This is a genomic window from Curtobacterium sp. BRD11 (genome assembly GCF_031844345.1).
GTDB lineage: Bacteria > Actinomycetota > Actinomycetes > Actinomycetales > Microbacteriaceae > Curtobacterium.
Genome location: NZ_JAUZUZ010000001.1, coordinates 789,656 through 807,242, shown reverse-complemented (window position 1 = coordinate 807,242; position 17,587 = coordinate 789,656). Strand labels below are relative to the sequence as shown.

Sequence of the window (17,587 nt, the reverse complement as noted above, 5' to 3'; positions counted from 1 at the left end):
TCGGCCGTGTGCGGCGCGGCGCGGATCCGGAGGACCGGTCAGCCTTGGTCAGGCGGTGCGGGACGCGGTCGTCAGGGCACCGACCGCACGCAGGATCACGCCCAGGTCGTCGACCGCTCGGTCGGGATCCACCGGTGCGAAGCCGGTCAGCGCGGCCCCGACGAGTCGCCGTCCCCGCGTCGCGGCCTGGATGCGCTCGACCAGACCGGAGGCGTCGAGCCCGAAGGGCACCGGCTCGAGCAGTCCGTCCACCTCGGCCGGGTCGAGCACGTCGAGGTCGACGTGGACGAAGACGCGCTCGGCACCGGTGGACCCGACCGCGGCCGCGATCGCGTCCGGCGTCGCCGCGTCCACGTCGAGGTGGGTGATCCCGACCCGGTCGAGGGCGGCGATCTCGGCGTCCTCGACTCCGCGGACCCCGGCGAGCACGACCCTGCCCGGGTCCAGGACCGGCAGGTCGGGGAAGAGGTCCTCCGGGCGGTCGACGAGCAGGCGCAGGACGGCGGTCTCGGCTGCGACGGGTTGTGCGCGGTTCAGCGACCGGTAGCCGCTCGATCCGGCGATGCGCACGAACGCGGTGTCCGGACGCACGAGCACGGAGGCGCCGAGCACGCTCGACCCGTCACCACCGACCACCAGGACGGGTTCGCTCGCGACGCCGGTCTCCTCGGCGACGCGGTCGGCCACGGCACGGACCGACGTGTAGCGGGCGACGGCGGTCTCGAGCCGGTCGCCCGCGCCGGCCGGCACGTCGACGACGGTCGTGGCGGCACGGGGGAGATCGGCTGCGATGGCCTGTGCTCCGTCGCCGAGGCGCATCGCGCGCGACGACGCCGAACCCTGCCACTGACCGACGACGAGGAACTGCATCGTCTCAGTCTGGCAGCAGGGTCCGGCGCCGTCCGCAGTTCCGCGTCAGATACCCGCGGACCCGCCGTTCTTCAGCGCGGCGAGACGTGCCTCGACCTCGGCGTCGCGACCCACGTCCTCCAGGCTCTCGAACTGCGCGTCCAGGCTCGATGACTGCAGTTCCTGCTGCCCGAGGACCTTCGCCTCCTCGCGGCGGACCTTCTCCTCGAAGCGGTTGAGGTCGCTCGTCGGATCGGTGATGTCGATGTTGCCGATGGCGTCGTTGACCTTGGACTGCGCCTCGGCGGTCTTCTGACGGGCGACGAGCGAGTCGCGCTTGGCCTTGAGCTGTTCGAGCTTCTGCTCCATGCCGGCCAGCCCGGACTTGAGCTTCTCGACCTGCTCGTTCTGCGTGGCGAGCGGGCCCTCGTTGTCCTTGACCTCCTGCTCGGCCGCGATCTGCTTGCCGATCGCGATCTTCGCGAGGTTGTCGAACTTGTCCGCGTCCGCGGTCTTGCCCTCGGCGCGGTACTTGTCGGCGGCGGCCGAGGCGTTGGCGGCCTTCTGACCCCACTCGGTCGCCGCGCGCTTGTCCTCCTCGTGGTCCTGCTCGAGCAGGCGGAGGTTACCGATCGTCTGCGCGATCGCCGTCTTCGCGTCGGCGATGTTGTTCGTGTAGTCGCGGACGAGCTGGTCCAGCATCTTCTGCGGGTCCTCGGCGTCGTCGATGAGCTGGTTCACGTTCGCCCGGATGAGCGAGGAGATCCGGCCGAGAATCGTCTGCTTTGCCATTGTGTTCCCTTTCGTGGAAGGTCTCTCGTGGTGCTGCTGGTCCTGGTGGTCGTGTGTCCCGAGGGGGTGGTGTCGGCTGTCAGAAGCGGCCGCCGCCGGAAAAGCCCCCGCCGCCCCCGCCGCCGCCTCCGCCGAAGCCTCCGCCGCCGCTGAAGCCCCCGCCGCCGCCGAAGCCCCCACCGCCGAAGGAGCCGCCCCCGTAGCTGCCGCCGCGTCCGCCGAGGAGGCCGCCGAGCACGATCCCGGTCACGAGGCCCCCGAGCTGTGCGCCGTTGCCGCCGCCGCCCTGCCCGGGCCATCCGCCCATGTCGTCGTTCGCCGCGTCCATCGCCGCGGCGGCGTACTGCTCGGCGGCGCGTGCAGCCCCGAGGGCGCGGGCGGGGTCGCTCGTGGCGAGGTCGACCGCGTCGTCGAGCGCGCGCTCGGCCTCGGACAGGCGCGTCCGGGCCGTCGTGCCGACGGCTCCCCGGCGGAGCGAGATGAAGTCGCGCGCCTGGCTGATCCGGGCCCGGGCGTCGCGCAGGGCGTCGTCGAGGGCGCGGCGTGCGCGCTGCTGCTGTTCCTGTGCACCGCGCGCGGCGGCCAGTGCGGCGTCGATCTCGGTGTTCGCCTTCGTCAGCGCGTCGACGGCGGCGATCGGGTCGCGCGGGTCGGAGCCCTGGCGGAGGACGGTGTCGGCACGGGTCACCGCGGCCGCGAGGGCCGGGTCGCCGGACCGCATCGAACGGGCTGCGGCGACGTCTCCCTCGATGTCCGCGCGCATCGCCTGGACCCGGGTGGTCGCCTCGGCGAAGGTGCGCTCGGCGCCGGTCGCACTCGCGGTCAGCTGCTGCACCTGTGCGAGCGCGTGCTGGGCGTCGCGCACGGCGATGACCGCCTCGCCCTTGTCCCCGGACGCGATGGCCGCGGTCGCCGCCTGCGACCGCTCCGTCGCGTAGCCGAGGACCTGCTCGGCCTGGTCGACGTTGTCGGAGACCGTCGCCAGGGTCCGGCCGCCGTACGACCCGCGCACCCGGTCGAGCGCGCGGCGGGCGGCGTCGAGCTCGACCGGGGCTGCCGCGACTGCGGAGGCGAGGGCGGTCGAGGCGTCCTCGACCCCGTCCTCGAGGGACCGCAGGTGGTCGAAGGCCTCGGTCTGCTCGTCGATGGACGCGTGCGCCTGCTCGCAGATGGCGACGATCTGGTTCGCCCACTGCGCGCGCTGCTGCGGGGAGTCCGGTACCTCGTCGTCGAGCTGCTGCTGGTAGGAGAACGCCTGCCGCACGTTCCGCTTCGCGGTCGCGACGGCCGCGGCGAAGGGCTTCGCCGCGTCCTCGCCGAACTGTGCCGTGGCGAAGCCGACCTCCTGCTCGGCCGTCCGGAGCTCGTCGTCGATGGTGACCAGCGCCGCGCCCGCCTTGCGCTCGAGCCCGGCGAGGGACGCCTCCTGCGCTCGTGCGGCCTCGGCGGTGCGTCGCTTGTTGCGGGTGCGGATCACCATGACGGCGACGACCGCACCGACGACGACCACGAGCAGCAGGACCCACAGCCAGGTGAGGTCCGGCGGGGCCTGCGAGGAGACGAGTCCGTCCGCGAGGGCGACGGCGGCGCCCGCCCAGTCGCCGTCCCGCAGCTGCGGGACGGCGTCCTGCTGGTAGGCGGACTCGACGTCGCTGCTCGACAGTGCGGTCGCGTTCGTCTGCTGGATGTCGGCGATCCGGTCGTCGACCGCCACGGAGAGCACGATCGCGTCGGAGTCGATCTGGTTGCGCTCCATCAGGGCGTCACCCCAGGCGGCGTGGTCGGTCGGGTTCGTGAAGGTCGGCACGTAGACCACGTAGAGCTGCGTCTGCGTCCGGTCGTAGAGGTCCTGGACCGCCCGTTCGACCTGGGTCCGCTGACCGCTGCTGAGGGCACCGGCCTCGTCGACCACGTAGGCGCCGCCCAGGTCGACCGGGTCCGTCGCGTGGGCTGCTGCGGTGGGCGTGATCACGAGTCCGGCCGCGAGGAGCACGGCACCGATCCGACCCACGGCGCGTGTGATCGCCGAGCGGGCGCCGCGGACGGCCGCGTGGGGGCCTTCGCGATGCCGACCGAGCGCCCGAGGGGCCGATCCATCGTCGGTGCGCGATCCGTGGTGAGCCGCTCGCATCCGTCCTCCATCCGTCGTCCGGGAGCCCACGTTGCGCCCCCGACGGCCCCCGCACGGGCGCCGTCGCCCCGATGCTATCCAGAGCACGCACACAGCGGGTGGATCCTCGGACGACCCCCGGCGACGTCGGTCATGTGGAGGACTTGTACCCCGGACCGGGGTATGGTGGAGGCCATCGTTCGACGACGAGCGGAAGGGGAAAGCGATGGAGCGTACGACGAGCACCGAGGTCGTCCCACTGGAGGACGGCTACCACCGCGTCTCGACACCGGCGAGCGGTGTCATCGGCTTCGTCCGTGAGCAGGACGGCCGCTACGAGGTCCTCCGGGGCCGGGTCCGACAGGCCACGCGCTCCGAGGGCGCCTACAGCACCATGAACGTCGCGCTCATCGCGCTCACGCACGCCTGAGCCCGCGCCGGGTCCGCGGCGACCGCTCCAGCCTCGCGCTGACGTGGAGGCGCGGAGACGCTGACGCGGAGGCGCAGTGGCCGGCTTCGACCGCGTCAGCTGCCGGGACGGGTGAGCACCTCGACGCCGTCCTCGGTGATCGCGACGGTGTGCTCGGTGTGCGCGGTCCTCGCCCCCGTCGCGCTCCGCAGCGTCCACCCGTCGGGATCGGTGACGAGCTCGTCCGTGTCCGCCATCACCCAGGGCTCGAGCGCGAGGAGCAGCCCCGGTCGCAGGGTGTAGCCGCGCCCCGGCCGACCCGTGTTCGCCACGTGCGGGTCCTGGTGCATCGTCGAGCCGATGCCGTGCCCGCCGAACTCGGTGTTCACGGGGTAGCCCGCGGCGGTGAGGACCTCGCCGATGGCGTGCGACACGTCCCCGGTCCGGACGCCGGGGCCCGCGGCGGCGATGCCGGCGGCCAGCGCCCGTTCGGTGGCCTCGATCAGGGCGGTGTCCGCCGGGTCGGCGCGCCCGACGACGAAGCTGATCGCCGCGTCGGCGGCGATCCCGTCCAGGGTCACCGCGAGGTCCAGGGTGAGCAGGTCGCCGTCGGCGAGCTCGCGGTCGTGCGGCAGGCCGTGGAGCACCGCGTCGTTCACCGCGGTGCAGACGTGGTGGCCGAAGGGGCCACGACCGAACGAGGGGGCGTAGTCGACGTAGCAGGAGACCGCGCCGGCGTCCTCGATCATCGTCCGGGTCCACCCGTCCACCTCGAGCAGGTTCGTGCCGACCGTCGTCCGCTCCCGGAGGGTCTGCAGGATCGTGCCGACGAGGGCGCCGGTGCGGCGGGCCCGGTCGACCTCGGCGGGGGAGAGGATCTCGATCATGCCGATGATCGTACCGGTATTGTCTGGCCGGTACTAGTATCGGCGCCATGGTCCGACTCCCGCTGAGCCCCGCCGAGCTGGAACGCGGTCGCCGGCTCGGCGCACTGCTCCGTCGCGCTCGGGGTGAGCGCTCGATCCTCGACGTCGCCCTCGATGCGGGCGTGTCGCCCGAGACCCTGCGGAAGATCGAGACCGGTCGCATCGCGACGCCGTCGTTCGCCACGATCGCCGCGGTCGCGAGCGTCGTCCGACTGTCGCTCGACGCGCTCTGGGACGAGGTGCACCCCGAGGCGGAACGGGTGGCCCCGGACCGGGCGACGCACCCCGTGCACGAGGAGAGCCCCCGGCGATGACGCCGGGGGCTCGATGTGCCCCCAGGAGGATTCGAACCTCCGCCCCTGCCTCCGGAGGGCAGTGCTCTATCCCCTGAGCTATGGGGGCTCGTGGGTGAGATCAACCGTAGCAGGTAACGCGAGCCGGTCCCGACAGCGCGTGTCGCGTCCGTGTCGCGACCGCCGTCGGACGGGAGGCGCGGCACGGGCCCGCACCGTGCCTCCCGTCCGGCTGCGGTGCCGTCAGCCCGCCGGGCTGGCCGACGCGGACGGCAGCAGCACGGAGCGCACCGCGTCCACGACGGGCTGCGCCCCTCCGGGCTCGGTGTACAGCGTCGACTCGGTGGTGACCCAGTACGGATCCGGGAAGGCGTCCGCGCGGCCGACGCCGTCGTCCAGCGCGTAGTAGCCCTCGACGCGGTAGGTCGGGACGGACCCACCGCGCTCGTAGAGGGCGTCCTTGAGCGTCGTGAGCGACTTCTCAGGCAGGTGCGCCACGGCGAGCGTGATCGTCGTCGACGGGTCGTCGGTGGCGACGAGGTGGCAGACCCGGCCGCGCTGGCGGGCGATCGTCGCGGCCGGCGTGCCCCTCGCGGGCGTCCAGGTCGTGTCCTGCTCGAAGGTCTTGCCGTAGACGGCGAGGACGCTCGTGGGCAGCAGCTCGGCGCACGTCTGCCGCACGGCGGTGCCGATCGGGGTGGCGCTCGCGCTCGGGGCCGCGTCGTCGGACCCGCCCGTGCAGCCGGACAGGGCGACGGCGGCGGACACGGAGAGCAGGGCGACGGTGATCGCCCGGACACGGCTGCGGGAGGTCATCCAGCCATGATGCTGCACGCCGTCCGGCACCGGCCCGCGAGGCACCTGGGCGTCCCGGTAGACTCGACCCTCGTGACTCCTGCCGAACTCTCCGCCGCGTACCTGTCGATCCTGACCGGGATCGTCGAGCGACGAGGCGCGTCCGACACCGTGACGATCGGGGAGTCCCACGTGGCCCTCGAGCGGCCGAAGAACCGTGCGCACGGCGACTGGGCCTCGAACGCGGCGATGCAGCTCGCGAAGCGCCTCGGTACGAACCCGCGCGAGCTCGCGACCGAGATCGCCGGCGAGCTGACCGAGCTCGACGGTGTCGCGTCCGTCGACGTCGCCGGCCCCGGCTTCATCAACATCACGCTCGAGGCCGCCGCCGCCGGTGAGATCGCCCGCACGATCGTCGACCAGGCCGACGCGTTCGGACACGGCGACCTGTACGAGGGCGTGTCCATCGACCTCGAGTTCGTGTCCGCGAACCCGACCGGTCCGATCCACATGGGCGGTGTGCGCTGGGCCGCCGTCGGTGACTCGCTCGCCCGCGTGTTCGAGGCGCAGGGCGGCCTCGTCACCCGTGAGTACTACTTCAACGACCACGGCGCACAGATCGACCGCTTCGCCCGGTCGCTCGTCGCCTCGGCGCTGGGGGAGCCCACGCCGGAGGACGGCTACGGCGGTGCCTACATCGGCGAGATCGCCGCGCGGGTCATCGCGACGCTGCCCGCCGGCACCGACGTGCGCGACCTGCCGCGCGACGAGGCGCAGGAGCTGTTCCGCCGCGAGGGCGTCGAGTTCATGTTCGCCGACATCAAGTCCTCGCTGCACGACTTCGGCGTGGACTTCGACGTCTACTTCCACGAGAACTCGCTGCACGAGTCGAAGGCCGTCGAGCGGGCCATCGAGCGGCTGCAGTCCCTCGGCAAGATGTACGAGGCCGAGGGCGCGCTCTGGCTCCGCACGACCGACTTCGGCGACGACCGCGACCGCGTCGTGATCAAGTCCGACGGGCAGCCGGCGTACATCGCGGGCGATCTGGCGTACTACCTCGACAAGCGCGAGCGCGGGTTCGAGCGCAACCTCATCATGCTCGGCGCGGACCACCACGGCTACGTCGGTCGCATGATGGCGATGTGCGCGGCGTTCGGTGACGAGCCCGGCAAGAACCTCGAGATCCTCATCGGCCAGATGGTGAACCTGCTCAAGGACGGCCAGCCCTTCCGCATGTCGAAGCGCAACGGCACGATCGTGTCGATGGAGGACCTCGTCGACGCCGTGGGTGTCGACGCCGGTCGCTACGCCCTCGTGCGGTTCGCGAGCGACACCTCGATCGACATCGACCTCGACCTGCTCACCAAGCGCACCAACGACAACCCGGTGTTCTACGTGCAGTACGCCCACGCCCGCACGCAGTCGGTCGCCCGCAACGCTGCGGCCTCGGGCGTGGACCGCTCCGCGTTCGACGCGTCCCTGCTCACGCACGAGACGGAGAGCGCCCTCCTCGGAGCCCTCGCCGAGTACCCGCGCGTGGTGCGCCAGGCCGCGGAGCTCCGCGAGCCGCACCGCATCGCGCGGTACATCGAGCAGCTCGCCGGGCTGTACCACCGCTGGTACGACTCCTGCCGGGTGACGCCGCTCGGCGACGAGGCCGTGACGGACCTGCACCGCACGCGCCTCTGGCTGAACGACGCCACCGGGCAGGTCGTCCGCAACGGCCTCGGCCTCCTCGGGGTGAGTGCGCCCGAGCGCATGTAGCGCGGCGCGCGGCGTCGCGTCGCGTCGCGTCGCGTCGCGTCGAACCACGTTCTCGACATCGAACCAGGCGATCCGCCTGGTTCGATGTCGTTTCAATGGTTCGTCGCCGGCGCGCCCAGCACACGTCCGCACAACCGGAAGCACGTCGCGCCAGGTGTTCTCGTGGCGCGACGTGCTTCTGCTTGTGCGCGAGCACGTCGCGCCGCGTCGGGCGGTGCGCCGCGTCGCGCCGCGCACCGCGCCCCGCCCCGCCCCGCCTCGGCGCGCCTCGCCCCGCCGCGCCCCGCCGCGCCTCGCCCCGCCGCGCCTCGCCCCGCCGGCCGCCGCGCCCCGCCGCCCCGTCCGCCGCAGCGCGCACACCGGGCGCACACCGCGCCTCCAGGCCGGCTGCGGGGAGCACCTGGCAGGGTGGGACGCATGTCCGTCGCCACCGAGCCCTCCCGGAAGCGCCGTCGCTGGCCCGTCGTCCTCGTCGTCCTGGTGCTCGTGCTCGCCGCGCTCGTCGTCGTCGCGGAGTTCGTGCTCCGGGGCGTCGTCGACCGGATCATCGCCGACCAGGTCGAGCAGTCCCTCCCGGAGGGCGCCACCGGCGAGGTCACCGCACACGCCGAGGGCATCGTCGTCCCGCAGCTGCTCGCCGGCACGCTCGACCGGGTCGACATCACCTCGGACCGGCTGACCGTCGACGGGGTCCCGCTGGCCGCCGACGTCACCGCTCGCGACGTCCCGGTGGACGGCAAGGGCGACGTGCGCGACGTCGACGGCCACGTCACCCTCGCCGCGACGAGCGTGCAGGACCTGGCGAAGTACAGTCCGCTGTTCGAGCGGCTCCGGCTCGTCGACGGCGGCGTCGAGCTGTCCGGTTCGACCGCGGTGCTCGGGTACGACATCGGCTACGCGGCCACCGGCGACGTGGTGGCGCAGCAGGACGGCCGTGGCGTCACGATCACCCCGCAGAGCGTCCGCATCACGAACTCGGACCTCGGCCTGAAGGTCGACCGCATCCCCGGCGTCACGGGCGTCCCGGTGCAGGTCTGCACAGCGCAGTTCCTGCCCGAGCAGCTCCGGGTCCGGTCCGTCGACGTGACCTCCGCCGAGGCCACCGTCCGGGTCACCGCCGACTCGCTGCCGCTGACCGAGCAGGGTCTGCGCACGGTCGGCGCCTGCGGCTGACGCCGTCGATCCCGGCGCGTCACCACCGCGGTCGACGGGCGTAACACCGGCCTGGAGGCCCGTGGTGGCTCGGTAGGATCGGGTCCCGTGAGCGCCAACCCCCTTGCCCCGCCGCGGCTGCGGTTCCCCGCCGACGCCTCCGCGCTGACCGCGCGGATCTGGCCGGCCTCGGCCACGCGGACGGACGACGGTGAGCTCGCCGTCGGCGGCATCACGGCGTCGGACCTGGTCGCCCGGTTCGGTTCCCCGCTCTACGTCGTCGACGAGCGGGACGTCCAGGCACGCGCGTCGAGGGTCCGCACGGCCTTCACCGAGGCGTTCGCCCGCATCGGCACGCGGGCCCACGTGTACTACGCCGCCAAGGCGTTCTTCACGACCCAGGTCGCCGCGTGGATGACCGAGGCCGGACTGCGGTTGGACGTGTGCACCGCCGGTGAGCTCGCCGTCGCGCTGGCCGGGGGAGCGGACCCCGCGCTGCTCGGCTTCCACGGCAACGACAAGTCGGACGCCGAGATCGCCCGCGCGGTCGAGGTCGGCCTCGGCACGATCGTCCTCGACAGCCACGAGGAGATCGGCCGCGTCGCGCGTGCCGCCGCCGACGCCGGCACGGTCCAGCGCGTGCGCATCCGGATCAACAGCGGCGTGCACGCCTCGACGCACGAGTACCTCGCCACGGCGCGTGAGGACCAGAAGTTCGGCATCCCCCTGAGCGAGGCCGCCGCCGCCGCGGCGGCGGTCCGGGCAGAGCCGTCGCTCGCCTTCGTCGGGCTCCACTCGCACATCGGGTCCCAGATCTTCGACGAGTCCGGGTTCCGTGAGGCAGCTCGGCGACTGATGGACGTGCACGCCGAACTCGTGGCGACGGGTCCGGTCCCGGAGCTGAACCTCGGCGGCGGGTGGGGCATCGACTACACCGAGGCCGACGAGGCGTTCGCGCCCGAGGACGTCGCCGAGGCCCTCGCCACGATCGTCGCCGACGCCTGCACCGAGCGGGGCATCCCCGTCCCGGAGATCGCCGTCGAGCCCGGTCGCTACATCGTCGGCCCGGCCGGCACCACGCTGTACCGCGTCGGCACCGTCAAGCCCGTCTCGCTGGAGACCGAGGACGGCTCCTCGGCGACCCGCACCTACGTGTCGGTCGACGGCGGCATGAGCGACAACGCCCGTCCGGCGCTGTACGGCGCCGACTACACGGCCCGGCTCGCCCGCAGCTCGGACGCCCCGGCGGTGCTGACCCGGGTCGTCGGCAAGCACTGCGAGTCCGGCGACATCGTCGTGAACGACGAGTACCTGCCGGGCGACGTGCACCGCGGTGACCTGCTCGCCGTCGCGGCGACCGGTGCCTACTGCTGGTCCCTCGCCAGCAACTACAACCACGTGGGCCGTCCGCCGGTCGTCGCGGTCGCGGACGGCGCAGCCCGTATCCTCGTCCGTGGCGAGTCGATCGACGACCTGCTCGCCCGCGACACGGGGGTCGTCGCCGGCTGACGCCGCTGACCCCGACCCGACCGGGCTGCCGCCCGCCCCACAGGAATGCGCACCACATGATCGAATACCGCAACGTCCGCGTCGCGCTGCTCGGAGCCGGCTCCGTCGGTTCCCAGGTGGCGCGCCTGCTCCTCGAGCACGGCGACGAGCTGGCCTCGCGCGCGGGTGCCGGACTCGAGCTCGTCGGCATCGCGGTGCGGGACCTCGACGCTCCGCGCGACGTGGACCTGCCGAAGGAGCTCTTCACGACGGACGCGCAGTCGCTCATCCTCGGCGCGGACATCGTCGTCGAGTTGATCGGCGGCATCGAGCCCGCGCGCACGCTGGTGCTCCAGGCGCTGCAGTCCGGTGCGGACGTCGTCACCGGCAACAAGGCGCTCCTCGCCACGCACGGCCCCGAGCTCTTCGCCGCGGCGGAGCAGGTCGGCGCACAGCTCTACTACGAGGCCGCGGTCGCCGGCGCGATCCCGATCATCCGGCCGCTGCACGACTCGCTCGCGGGCGACCGCATCGAGCGGATCATGGGCATCGTCAACGGCACGACGAACTTCATCCTCGACCTGATGGACCGCGAGGGCTCGACCTTCGAGGCGGCCCTCGCGACCGCCACGGAGCTCGGGTACGCCGAGGCCGACCCGACCGCCGACGTCGAGGGCTACGACGCCGCGCAGAAGGCCGCCATCCTGGCCTCGCTCGCGTTCCACACCTCCGTGCCCCTGGCCGCCGTGCACCGCGAGGGCATCACCGCCGTCACGATCGAGCAGGTCCGCGCCGCGCGGAAGGCCGGCTACGTCGTGAAGATCCTGGCGACCGCCGAGCGCCTGACCGACGAGGACGGCGTCGAGGGCGTCAGCGCCCGTGTCTACCCGGCGCTCGTGCCGGAGTCGCACCCGCTCGCCAGTGTGCACGGGGCGAAGAACGCCGTGTTCGTCGAGGCCGAGGCCGCCGGCGACCTGATGTTCTACGGCGCCGGTGCCGGTGGCGTCGAGACCGCGTCGGCCGTGCTCGGCGACCTGGTGTCCGCCGCCCGTCGTCACGTCATCGGCGGCCCCGGCATCGCGGAGTCGACCCAGTCGGCGCTGCCGGTCTTCCCGATCGGGACGGTCCGCACCCGCTACCAGATCACGCTGCACGTGGCCGACGCCCCCGGCGTGCTGTCCACCGTCGCCGGCGTCCTGGCGAAGCACGGCGTGAGCGTCGAGACCGTCGAGCAGTCCGCCGCGACCGACCCGGGCGACGGCACGGCCGGCACCGCGAACCTCGTCATCGGCACGCACCTCGCCCGCGAGTCCGACCTGGCCGCCACGGTCGTCGCGCTCCGGAGCGAGGACGTCGTCGTCGAGATCACCAGCGTCCTGCGGGTGGTCGGGGCCTAGCCCCGCACCGTCAGCAACCCGACTGCACAACACCGAACAAGGAGAGCCTGATGGCCCACCAGTGGCAGGGAGTCCTGCGCGAGTACGCCGACCGTCTCGACGTCACCGAGGCGACGCCCGTCGTCACCCTCGGCGAGGGCGGCACGCCGCTCATCCCGGCCCGACGCCTGTCGGAGCGCACCGGCGCGGACGTGTACGTCAAGTTCGAGGGCATGAACCCGACCGGGTCGTTCAAGGACCGCGGCATGACGATGGCGATCTCGAAGGCCGTCGAGCACGGCGCGAAGGCCGTCATCTGCGCGTCGACCGGCAACACCAGCGCCTCGGCGGCCGCCTACGCCACGCACGCGGGCATCACCGCCGCGGTGCTCGTGCCCGAGGGCAAGATCGCGATGGGCAAGCTCAGCCAGGCCGTCGCGCACGACGCCCAGCTGCTGCAGGTGCAGGGCAACTTCGACGACTGCCTCGACATCGCGCGCGACCTCGCCGCCAACTACCCGGTGCACCTGGTCAACTCGGTGAACAACGACCGCATCGAGGGGCAGAAGACCGCCGCGTTCGAGGTCGTCGACGTGCTGGGCGACGCCCCGGACTTCCACTTCCTGCCGGTCGGCAACGCGGGCAACTACACCGCGTACTCCCGCGGCTACCGCGAAGACGTCGCCGCGGGCCGCTCGACGCGGATGCCGCGCATGTTCGGCTTCCAGGCCGCCGGCTCCGCCCCGATCGTCTCGGGCGAGGTCGTCCGCCACCCGGACACCATCGCCTCCGCCATCCGCATCGGGAACCCGGCGTCGTGGCAGTACGCGCTCGAGGCGCGTGACGAGACCGACGGCTACTTCGGTGCGATCACCGACGAGGGCATCCTCGCCGCGCACCGCATCCTGTCCGCCGAGGTCGGGGTCTTCGTCGAGCCCGCGTCGGCCATCGGCGTCGCCGGGCTGCTCGAGCGTGCGGACGCCGGTGTCGTGCCGCAGGGCGCGAAGGTCGTCATCACGGTGACCGGCCACGGCCTGAAGGACCCGCAGTGGGCCCTCCGCACGGAGGACGGCGGCGAGGTCGCACCGACGAGCGTCCCGGTCGACACGAAGTCGGTCGCCGAGGTGCTCGGACTGGTCGGCTCCGCGTGAGCGTCGACCGCTCGTCCGGACCGGGGGAGGGCGTGACCGCCCGCAGCGCTGTACCGGCCGGACGGGCGGTCCGTGTGCGGGTCCCGGCGACCTCCGCGAACCTCGGCCCGGGCTTCGACTCGCTCGGGCTGGCGCTGTCGGTCTACGACGAGGTGGTCGTCCGCGTCCGCCCGGAGCCCGGCGCGACCGTGATCGTCGAGGGCGTCGGTGCCGGTGAGGTCGCCACCGACGAGTCGAACCTCGTGGTGCAGGCCGTCCGTCGTGGCCTCGAGCACGCCGGTGTGGAGCAGCCCGGACTCGAGCTGCACGCCGTGAACGCGATCGCGCACGGCCGCGGCATGGGCTCGTCGGCCGCCGCCATCGTCGCCGGGCTGATGGCGGCCCGCGGCCTGCTCGAAGGGGTCGTCGACCTCGACGCGTCGACCCTGCTCACCCTGGCCACCGAGATGGAGGGCCACCCCGACAACGTCGCTCCGGCGCTCTTCGGTGGTCTGACGATCGCGTGGATGACCGCCGAGGGTCCCGCGGTCAAGCGCCTGCTGGTGCACCGAGGCGTCTCGCCGGTGGTCTTCGTGCCGACGTCGACGCTCTCGACGAAGCTCGCGCGGTCCCTGCAGCCCGCGAGCGTGCCGCACGAGGACGCCGCGTTCAACGTGTCGCGCTCGGCGCTGCTCGTCGCCGCCCTCATCCAGAGCCCGGAGCTGCTGCTCGCCGCGACCGAGGACCGGCTGCACCAGTCGTACCGTGCGAGCGCCATGCCGGAGACCGATGCACTGATCGGTCTGCTGCGGCAGCACGGGCTCGCCGCGGTGGTCTCCGGCGCCGGGCCGAGCCTGCTCGTGCTGGGCAGCGACCCGGCACAGCGCCTCACCGCGGCCGACCTGGTGGCGCGACACGCGCAGTCCGACTGGCGGGCGCTCATGCTGGCCGTGGACCTCGGTGGTGCTACAGTGGTGCCGCACTCGGCGCTCGAAGCCGATCCAGCGTAGGCGCACAGACCGATCCGAACCGGATCCGTCGGCGCTGGCGCAGGGTCCGGTGCGCGGGGGCACTCTCTTTCAGATCACCGAATCCCGGTCCGTCGTCTGAACGGCGGTCCCAGCGCACCCATGCGCCGGGACGGTGGAAACTCTCCGCGTTCTGCGGTTCGAAAGGAAACACCGACCTTGACGAACGTCAACGACTCCACCCCGGTGGAGATCCCCAGCGACCTGCGCGCGCTCCGTCTCCCGGAGCTCCAGCGCATCGCCTCCTCGCTCGGCATCACGGGGCTCTCGAAGCTCCGCAAGGGCGACCTCATCGCGTCGATCGAGGACAAGCGCCCCGCGACCGACGACGCCGCCCCTGCTGCCGAGACGCCGGCTGACGAGGCACGCGCAGCCGCGGAGGCCGCACCCGCGGCGCAGGAGACCCCCGCCGAGCAGCCGACGCTGGCCGCACCGGCGACCTCGCCGGCCGCCGACGACGCCGCAGCCGACCAGACGGAGTCGGCTCCGGAGCCCCGCGGTCGCCGCTCGCGCCGCGCCTCCTCGGCCGGCACGGTGAACACCGCGCAGACCTCGGCCGCGGAGCACACGAACCACGGGCACACCGGCACCGAGGACCTGCTCGCGGGGCTCGACCAGGTCCGTGCCGAGAAGGACGCGGAGGAGGCCGCGCAGTCCGGTCGCCGCCGCGGCCGCCGCGGGAACCAGGACGCCGGCCAGCAGGACGGCGGCCAGCAGCGGGACGGCGCCGAGCAGGCCGCTGCCCCCGAGACCGACGAGGCGACCGGCGCGCAGCCGACCTCGGCGACGGACCAGGGCGACCAGGCCGACCAGCAGGGCGAGGGCGGTTCGCGCCGCGGACGTCGCAGCCGTGGTCGCGGTCGTGGCCGCGGGCAGAACGCCGAGGGCACCGAACAGCAGAGCGGTGACCAGCAGGGCGGCCAGCAGAACGGTGGCCAGCAGAACGGTGGCCAGGCGAACGCCGGCCAGCAGAACGGTCAGCAGCAGAAGCAGAACGGCAAGCAGGACGAGCAGAAGTCCGGCGACGCGAAGCAGGACGACCGTCAGCCGAAGCAGAACGGCCAGCAGAAGCAGAACGGCCAGCAGCAGAACGCCCAGCAGCAGCAGCAGCACGCCGACGAGGCCGAGGCCGGCCGCGGTCGTCGTCAGCGTGACCGCAAGCGCGGCCGCGGCGGTCAGAACGACGAGTTCGAGCCGGAGATCACCGAGGACGACGTCCTCATCCCGATCGCGGGCATCCTCGACGTCCTCGACAACTACGCGTTCGTCCGCACGACCGGCTACCTGCCGGGACCGAGCGACGTCTACGTGTCCCTCGGCCAGGTGAAGAAGTACCACCTGCGCAAGGGCGACGCGATCGTCGGTGCGATCAAGCAGCCGCGCGACAACGAGCAGCAGGCGCGCCAGAAGTACAACGCGCTCGTCAAGGTGGACTCGGTCAACGGCCAGACCGCGGACGAGGCAGCGGCCCGTGTCGAGTTCCACGACCTGACCCCGCTGTACCCGAACGAGCGTCTCCGCCTCGAGACCGAGCCGGCGAAGCTCAGCACGCGCATCATCGACCTGGTCGCACCGATCGGCAAGGGTCAGCGCGGCCTCATCGTCTCGCCGCCCAAGGCCGGCAAGACCGTCGTGCTGCAGGCCATCGCCAACGCGATCGCCAAGAACAACCCCGAGGCGCACCTCATGGTCGTGCTCGTGGACGAGCGGCCCGAAGAGGTCACCGACATGCAGCGCTCGGTGAAGGGCGAGGTCATCGCCTCGACCTTCGACCGTCCGGCGGAGGACCACACCACGGTCGCCGAGCTCGCCATCGAGCGTGCGAAGCGCCTGGTCGAGCTGGGCCACGACGTCGTCGTGCTCCTCGACTCGATCACCCGTCTCGGCCGCGCCTACAACCTGGCGACGCCGGCCTCCGGCCGCGTGCTCTCCGGTGGCGTGGACTCGGCGGCCCTGTACCCGCCGAAGCGCTTCTTCGGCGCTGCGCGCAACATCGAGGACGGCGGCTCGCTGACCATCCTCGCCACCGCGCTCGTCGAGACCGGCTCCAAGATGGACGAGGTCATCTTCGAGGAGTTCAAGGGCACCGGCAACATGGAGCTCCGCCTCAACCGGCACCTCGCCGACAAGCGGATCTTCCCGGCCGTCGACATCAACGCCTCCGGCACCCGGCGCGAGGAGCAGCTCCTCTCCGCCGACGAGGTCAAGATCACGTGGCGCCTGCGCCGTGCCCTCGCCGGGCTCGACCCGCAGCAGGCGCTCGACGTCGTCCTCCGCAACCTCAAGGAGACGCAGTCGAACGTCGAGTTCCTGGTCCAGGTGCAGAAGTCGGTCCCCACGACCGGCGGTCGCCACGACGGCCACCAGGAGTAACGCGTGTTCGAGTCGGTGGCCGGGCTGCTGGCGGAACACGAGGACCTGACGCAGCAGCTGTCGGACCCCGCGCTCCACGCCGATGCGGCCCGCGCGAAGAAGGTGAACCGGCGGTACGCCGAGCTCAACCAGATCAAGGCCGCGTACGAGGCCTGGCAGGCGGCGGGGGACGACCTCGCCGCCGCCCAGGAGCTCGCCCGCGAGGACGAGGCGTTCGCGGACGAGGTCCCGGCGCTCCAGGAGCAGCTGTCGGAGCGCCAGGAGCGACTCCGCCGGCTGCTCATCCCGCGGGACCCGGACGACGGCCGCGACGTCATCATGGAGATCAAGGGCGGTGAGGGCGGTGAGGAGTCGGCGCTCTTCGCGGCCGACCTCCTCCGCATGTACTCGCACTACGCCGAGACGAAGGGCTGGAAGGTCGAGCTCCTCGAGCGGACCGAGAGCGACCTCGGCGGCTACAAGGACGTGCAGGTCGCGATCAAGTCGAACGCGACCGACCCGTCCCAGGGCGTCTGGGCGCACCTGAAGTACGAGGGCGGTGTGCACCGGGTGCAGCGCGTTCCGGCGACCGAGTCGCAGGGCCGCATCCACACCTCGACCACCGGCGTGCTGGTGTTCCCCGAGGTGGACGAGCCCGAGGAGGTCCAGATCAACCAGAACGACCTCAAGATCGACGTCTACCGGTCGTCCGGCCCCGGCGGGCAGTCGGTCAACACGACCGACTCCGCCGTCCGCATTACCCACCTGCCCACGGGCATCACGGTGGCGATGCAGAACGAGAAGTCCCAGCTGCAGAACCGTGAGGCCGGCATGCGCGTCCTGCGCGCCCGCATCCTCGCGCGACAGCAGGAGGAGCTCGACGCCATCGCCTCGGACGCACGCAAGTCGCAGATCCGTGGCATGGACCGTTCGGAGCGCATCCGCACGTACAACTTCCCGGAGAACCGCATCGCGGACCACCGCACCGGGTACAAGGCGTACGACCTGGACCGCGTGATGAACGGTGCGCTCGAGCCCGTCGTCCGGTCCGCCATCCAGGCGGACGAAGAGGCACGCCTGGCCGCCATCGGCGACCAGGACGCCTAGGCCCGGTCTGGAGGCA

The 17,587-nt window shown here is 72.5% G+C and carries 15 protein-coding genes and 1 tRNA gene; 10 read left to right on the top strand and 6 right to left on the bottom strand.

Annotated elements, in window-relative coordinates; genetic code table 11:
- Nucleotides 1–48 precede the first annotated feature (48 nt).
- The 3 genes from Q9R28_RS03655 to Q9R28_RS03645 form a co-directional block, all read right to left on the bottom strand.
- Entirely contained in the window at nucleotides 49–870 is an 822-nt protein-coding gene (locus Q9R28_RS03655; RefSeq protein ID WP_311205487.1) for an arginase family protein, read from the bottom strand.
- Nucleotides 871–915: 45 nt separating this feature from the next.
- On the bottom strand, nucleotides 916–1,641 hold the full coding sequence (locus Q9R28_RS03650) for a PspA/IM30 family protein (RefSeq protein ID WP_066654658.1): 726 nt from the start codon (nucleotides 1,639–1,641) through the stop codon (nucleotides 916–918).
- 79 nt (nucleotides 1,642–1,720) lie between these two features.
- On the bottom strand, nucleotides 1,721–3,634 hold the full coding sequence (locus tag Q9R28_RS03645; RefSeq protein WP_311205486.1) for a TPM domain-containing protein: 1,914 nt from the start codon (nucleotides 3,632–3,634) through the stop codon (nucleotides 1,721–1,723).
- Nucleotides 3,635–3,977: 343 nt separating this feature from the next.
- On the opposite strand from Q9R28_RS03645, the gene Q9R28_RS03640 reads away from it, so the two are divergent.
- Nucleotides 3,978–4,181 (top strand): hypothetical protein, encoded by a 204-nt coding sequence (locus Q9R28_RS03640; RefSeq protein WP_058729997.1) that lies wholly within the window; start codon nucleotides 3,978–3,980, stop codon nucleotides 4,179–4,181.
- Nucleotides 4,182–4,276: 95 nt separating this feature from the next.
- Here Q9R28_RS03640 and map read toward each other — a convergent pair whose 3' ends face one another.
- Nucleotides 4,277–5,047: a type I methionyl aminopeptidase gene (gene map / locus Q9R28_RS03635; protein ID WP_311205485.1), complete on the bottom strand. Its 771-nt coding sequence runs from the start codon at nucleotides 5,045–5,047 to the stop codon at nucleotides 4,277–4,279.
- A gap of 47 nt (nucleotides 5,048–5,094) precedes the next feature.
- On the opposite strand from map, the gene Q9R28_RS03630 reads away from it, so the two are divergent.
- Nucleotides 5,095–5,400 (top strand): helix-turn-helix domain-containing protein, encoded by a 306-nt coding sequence (locus Q9R28_RS03630; protein WP_209682366.1) that lies wholly within the window; start codon nucleotides 5,095–5,097, stop codon nucleotides 5,398–5,400.
- Nucleotides 5,401–5,416: 16 nt separating this feature from the next.
- Here the strand turns inward: Q9R28_RS03630 and Q9R28_RS03625 are convergent.
- Both Q9R28_RS03625 and Q9R28_RS03620 read right to left on the bottom strand, forming a co-directional pair.
- A tRNA-Arg gene (locus Q9R28_RS03625) sits at nucleotides 5,417–5,488 on the bottom strand.
- A gap of 134 nt (nucleotides 5,489–5,622) precedes the next feature.
- The gene (locus Q9R28_RS03620; RefSeq protein ID WP_311205484.1) at nucleotides 5,623–6,195 is read right to left on the bottom strand and encodes a hypothetical protein; all 573 of its coding nucleotides are present in this window, start codon (nucleotides 6,193–6,195) and stop codon (nucleotides 5,623–5,625) included.
- A 72-nt stretch (nucleotides 6,196–6,267) separates the two neighbouring features.
- Between Q9R28_RS03620 and argS the strand changes: the two genes are divergently transcribed.
- The 8 genes from argS (at nucleotide 6,268) to prfA (ending at nucleotide 17,571) form a co-directional block, all read left to right on the top strand.
- Entirely contained in the window at nucleotides 6,268–7,938 is a 1,671-nt protein-coding gene (gene argS, locus Q9R28_RS03615; protein WP_311205483.1) for an arginine--tRNA ligase, read from the top strand.
- 417 nt (nucleotides 7,939–8,355) lie between these two features.
- Nucleotides 8,356–9,111 carry an LmeA family phospholipid-binding protein gene (locus Q9R28_RS03610; protein ID WP_311205482.1) on the top strand — a complete coding sequence of 252 codons (756 nt, stop codon included), beginning with the start codon at nucleotides 8,356–8,358 and terminating at the stop codon, nucleotides 9,109–9,111.
- 87 nt (nucleotides 9,112–9,198) lie between these two features.
- On the top strand, nucleotides 9,199–10,599 hold the full coding sequence (gene lysA, locus Q9R28_RS03605) for a diaminopimelate decarboxylase (protein WP_311205481.1): 1,401 nt from the start codon (nucleotides 9,199–9,201) through the stop codon (nucleotides 10,597–10,599).
- A 56-nt stretch (nucleotides 10,600–10,655) separates the two neighbouring features.
- Nucleotides 10,656–11,975 carry a homoserine dehydrogenase gene (locus tag Q9R28_RS03600; protein ID WP_066654640.1) on the top strand — a complete coding sequence of 440 codons (1,320 nt, stop codon included), beginning with the start codon at nucleotides 10,656–10,658 and terminating at the stop codon, nucleotides 11,973–11,975.
- 50 nt (nucleotides 11,976–12,025) lie between these two features.
- Nucleotides 12,026–13,105, top strand: a complete 1,080-nt coding sequence (gene thrC / locus Q9R28_RS03595) for a threonine synthase (RefSeq protein ID WP_066654638.1) — start codon at nucleotides 12,026–12,028, stop codon at nucleotides 13,103–13,105.
- Nucleotides 13,106–13,137: 32 nt separating this feature from the next.
- Nucleotides 13,138–14,094 carry a homoserine kinase gene (gene thrB, locus Q9R28_RS03590; RefSeq protein WP_251155148.1) on the top strand — a complete coding sequence of 319 codons (957 nt, stop codon included), beginning with the start codon at nucleotides 13,138–13,140 and terminating at the stop codon, nucleotides 14,092–14,094.
- 177 nt (nucleotides 14,095–14,271) lie between these two features.
- A complete protein-coding gene (gene rho / locus Q9R28_RS03585) occupies nucleotides 14,272–16,485 on the top strand; it encodes a transcription termination factor Rho (RefSeq protein ID WP_311205480.1) in 2,214 nt (737 codons plus the stop codon).
- A 3-nt stretch (nucleotides 16,486–16,488) separates the two neighbouring features.
- Nucleotides 16,489–17,571: a peptide chain release factor 1 gene (gene prfA, locus Q9R28_RS03580; protein WP_066654635.1), complete on the top strand. Its 1,083-nt coding sequence runs from the start codon at nucleotides 16,489–16,491 to the stop codon at nucleotides 17,569–17,571.
- Nucleotides 17,572–17,587 lie beyond the last annotated feature (16 nt).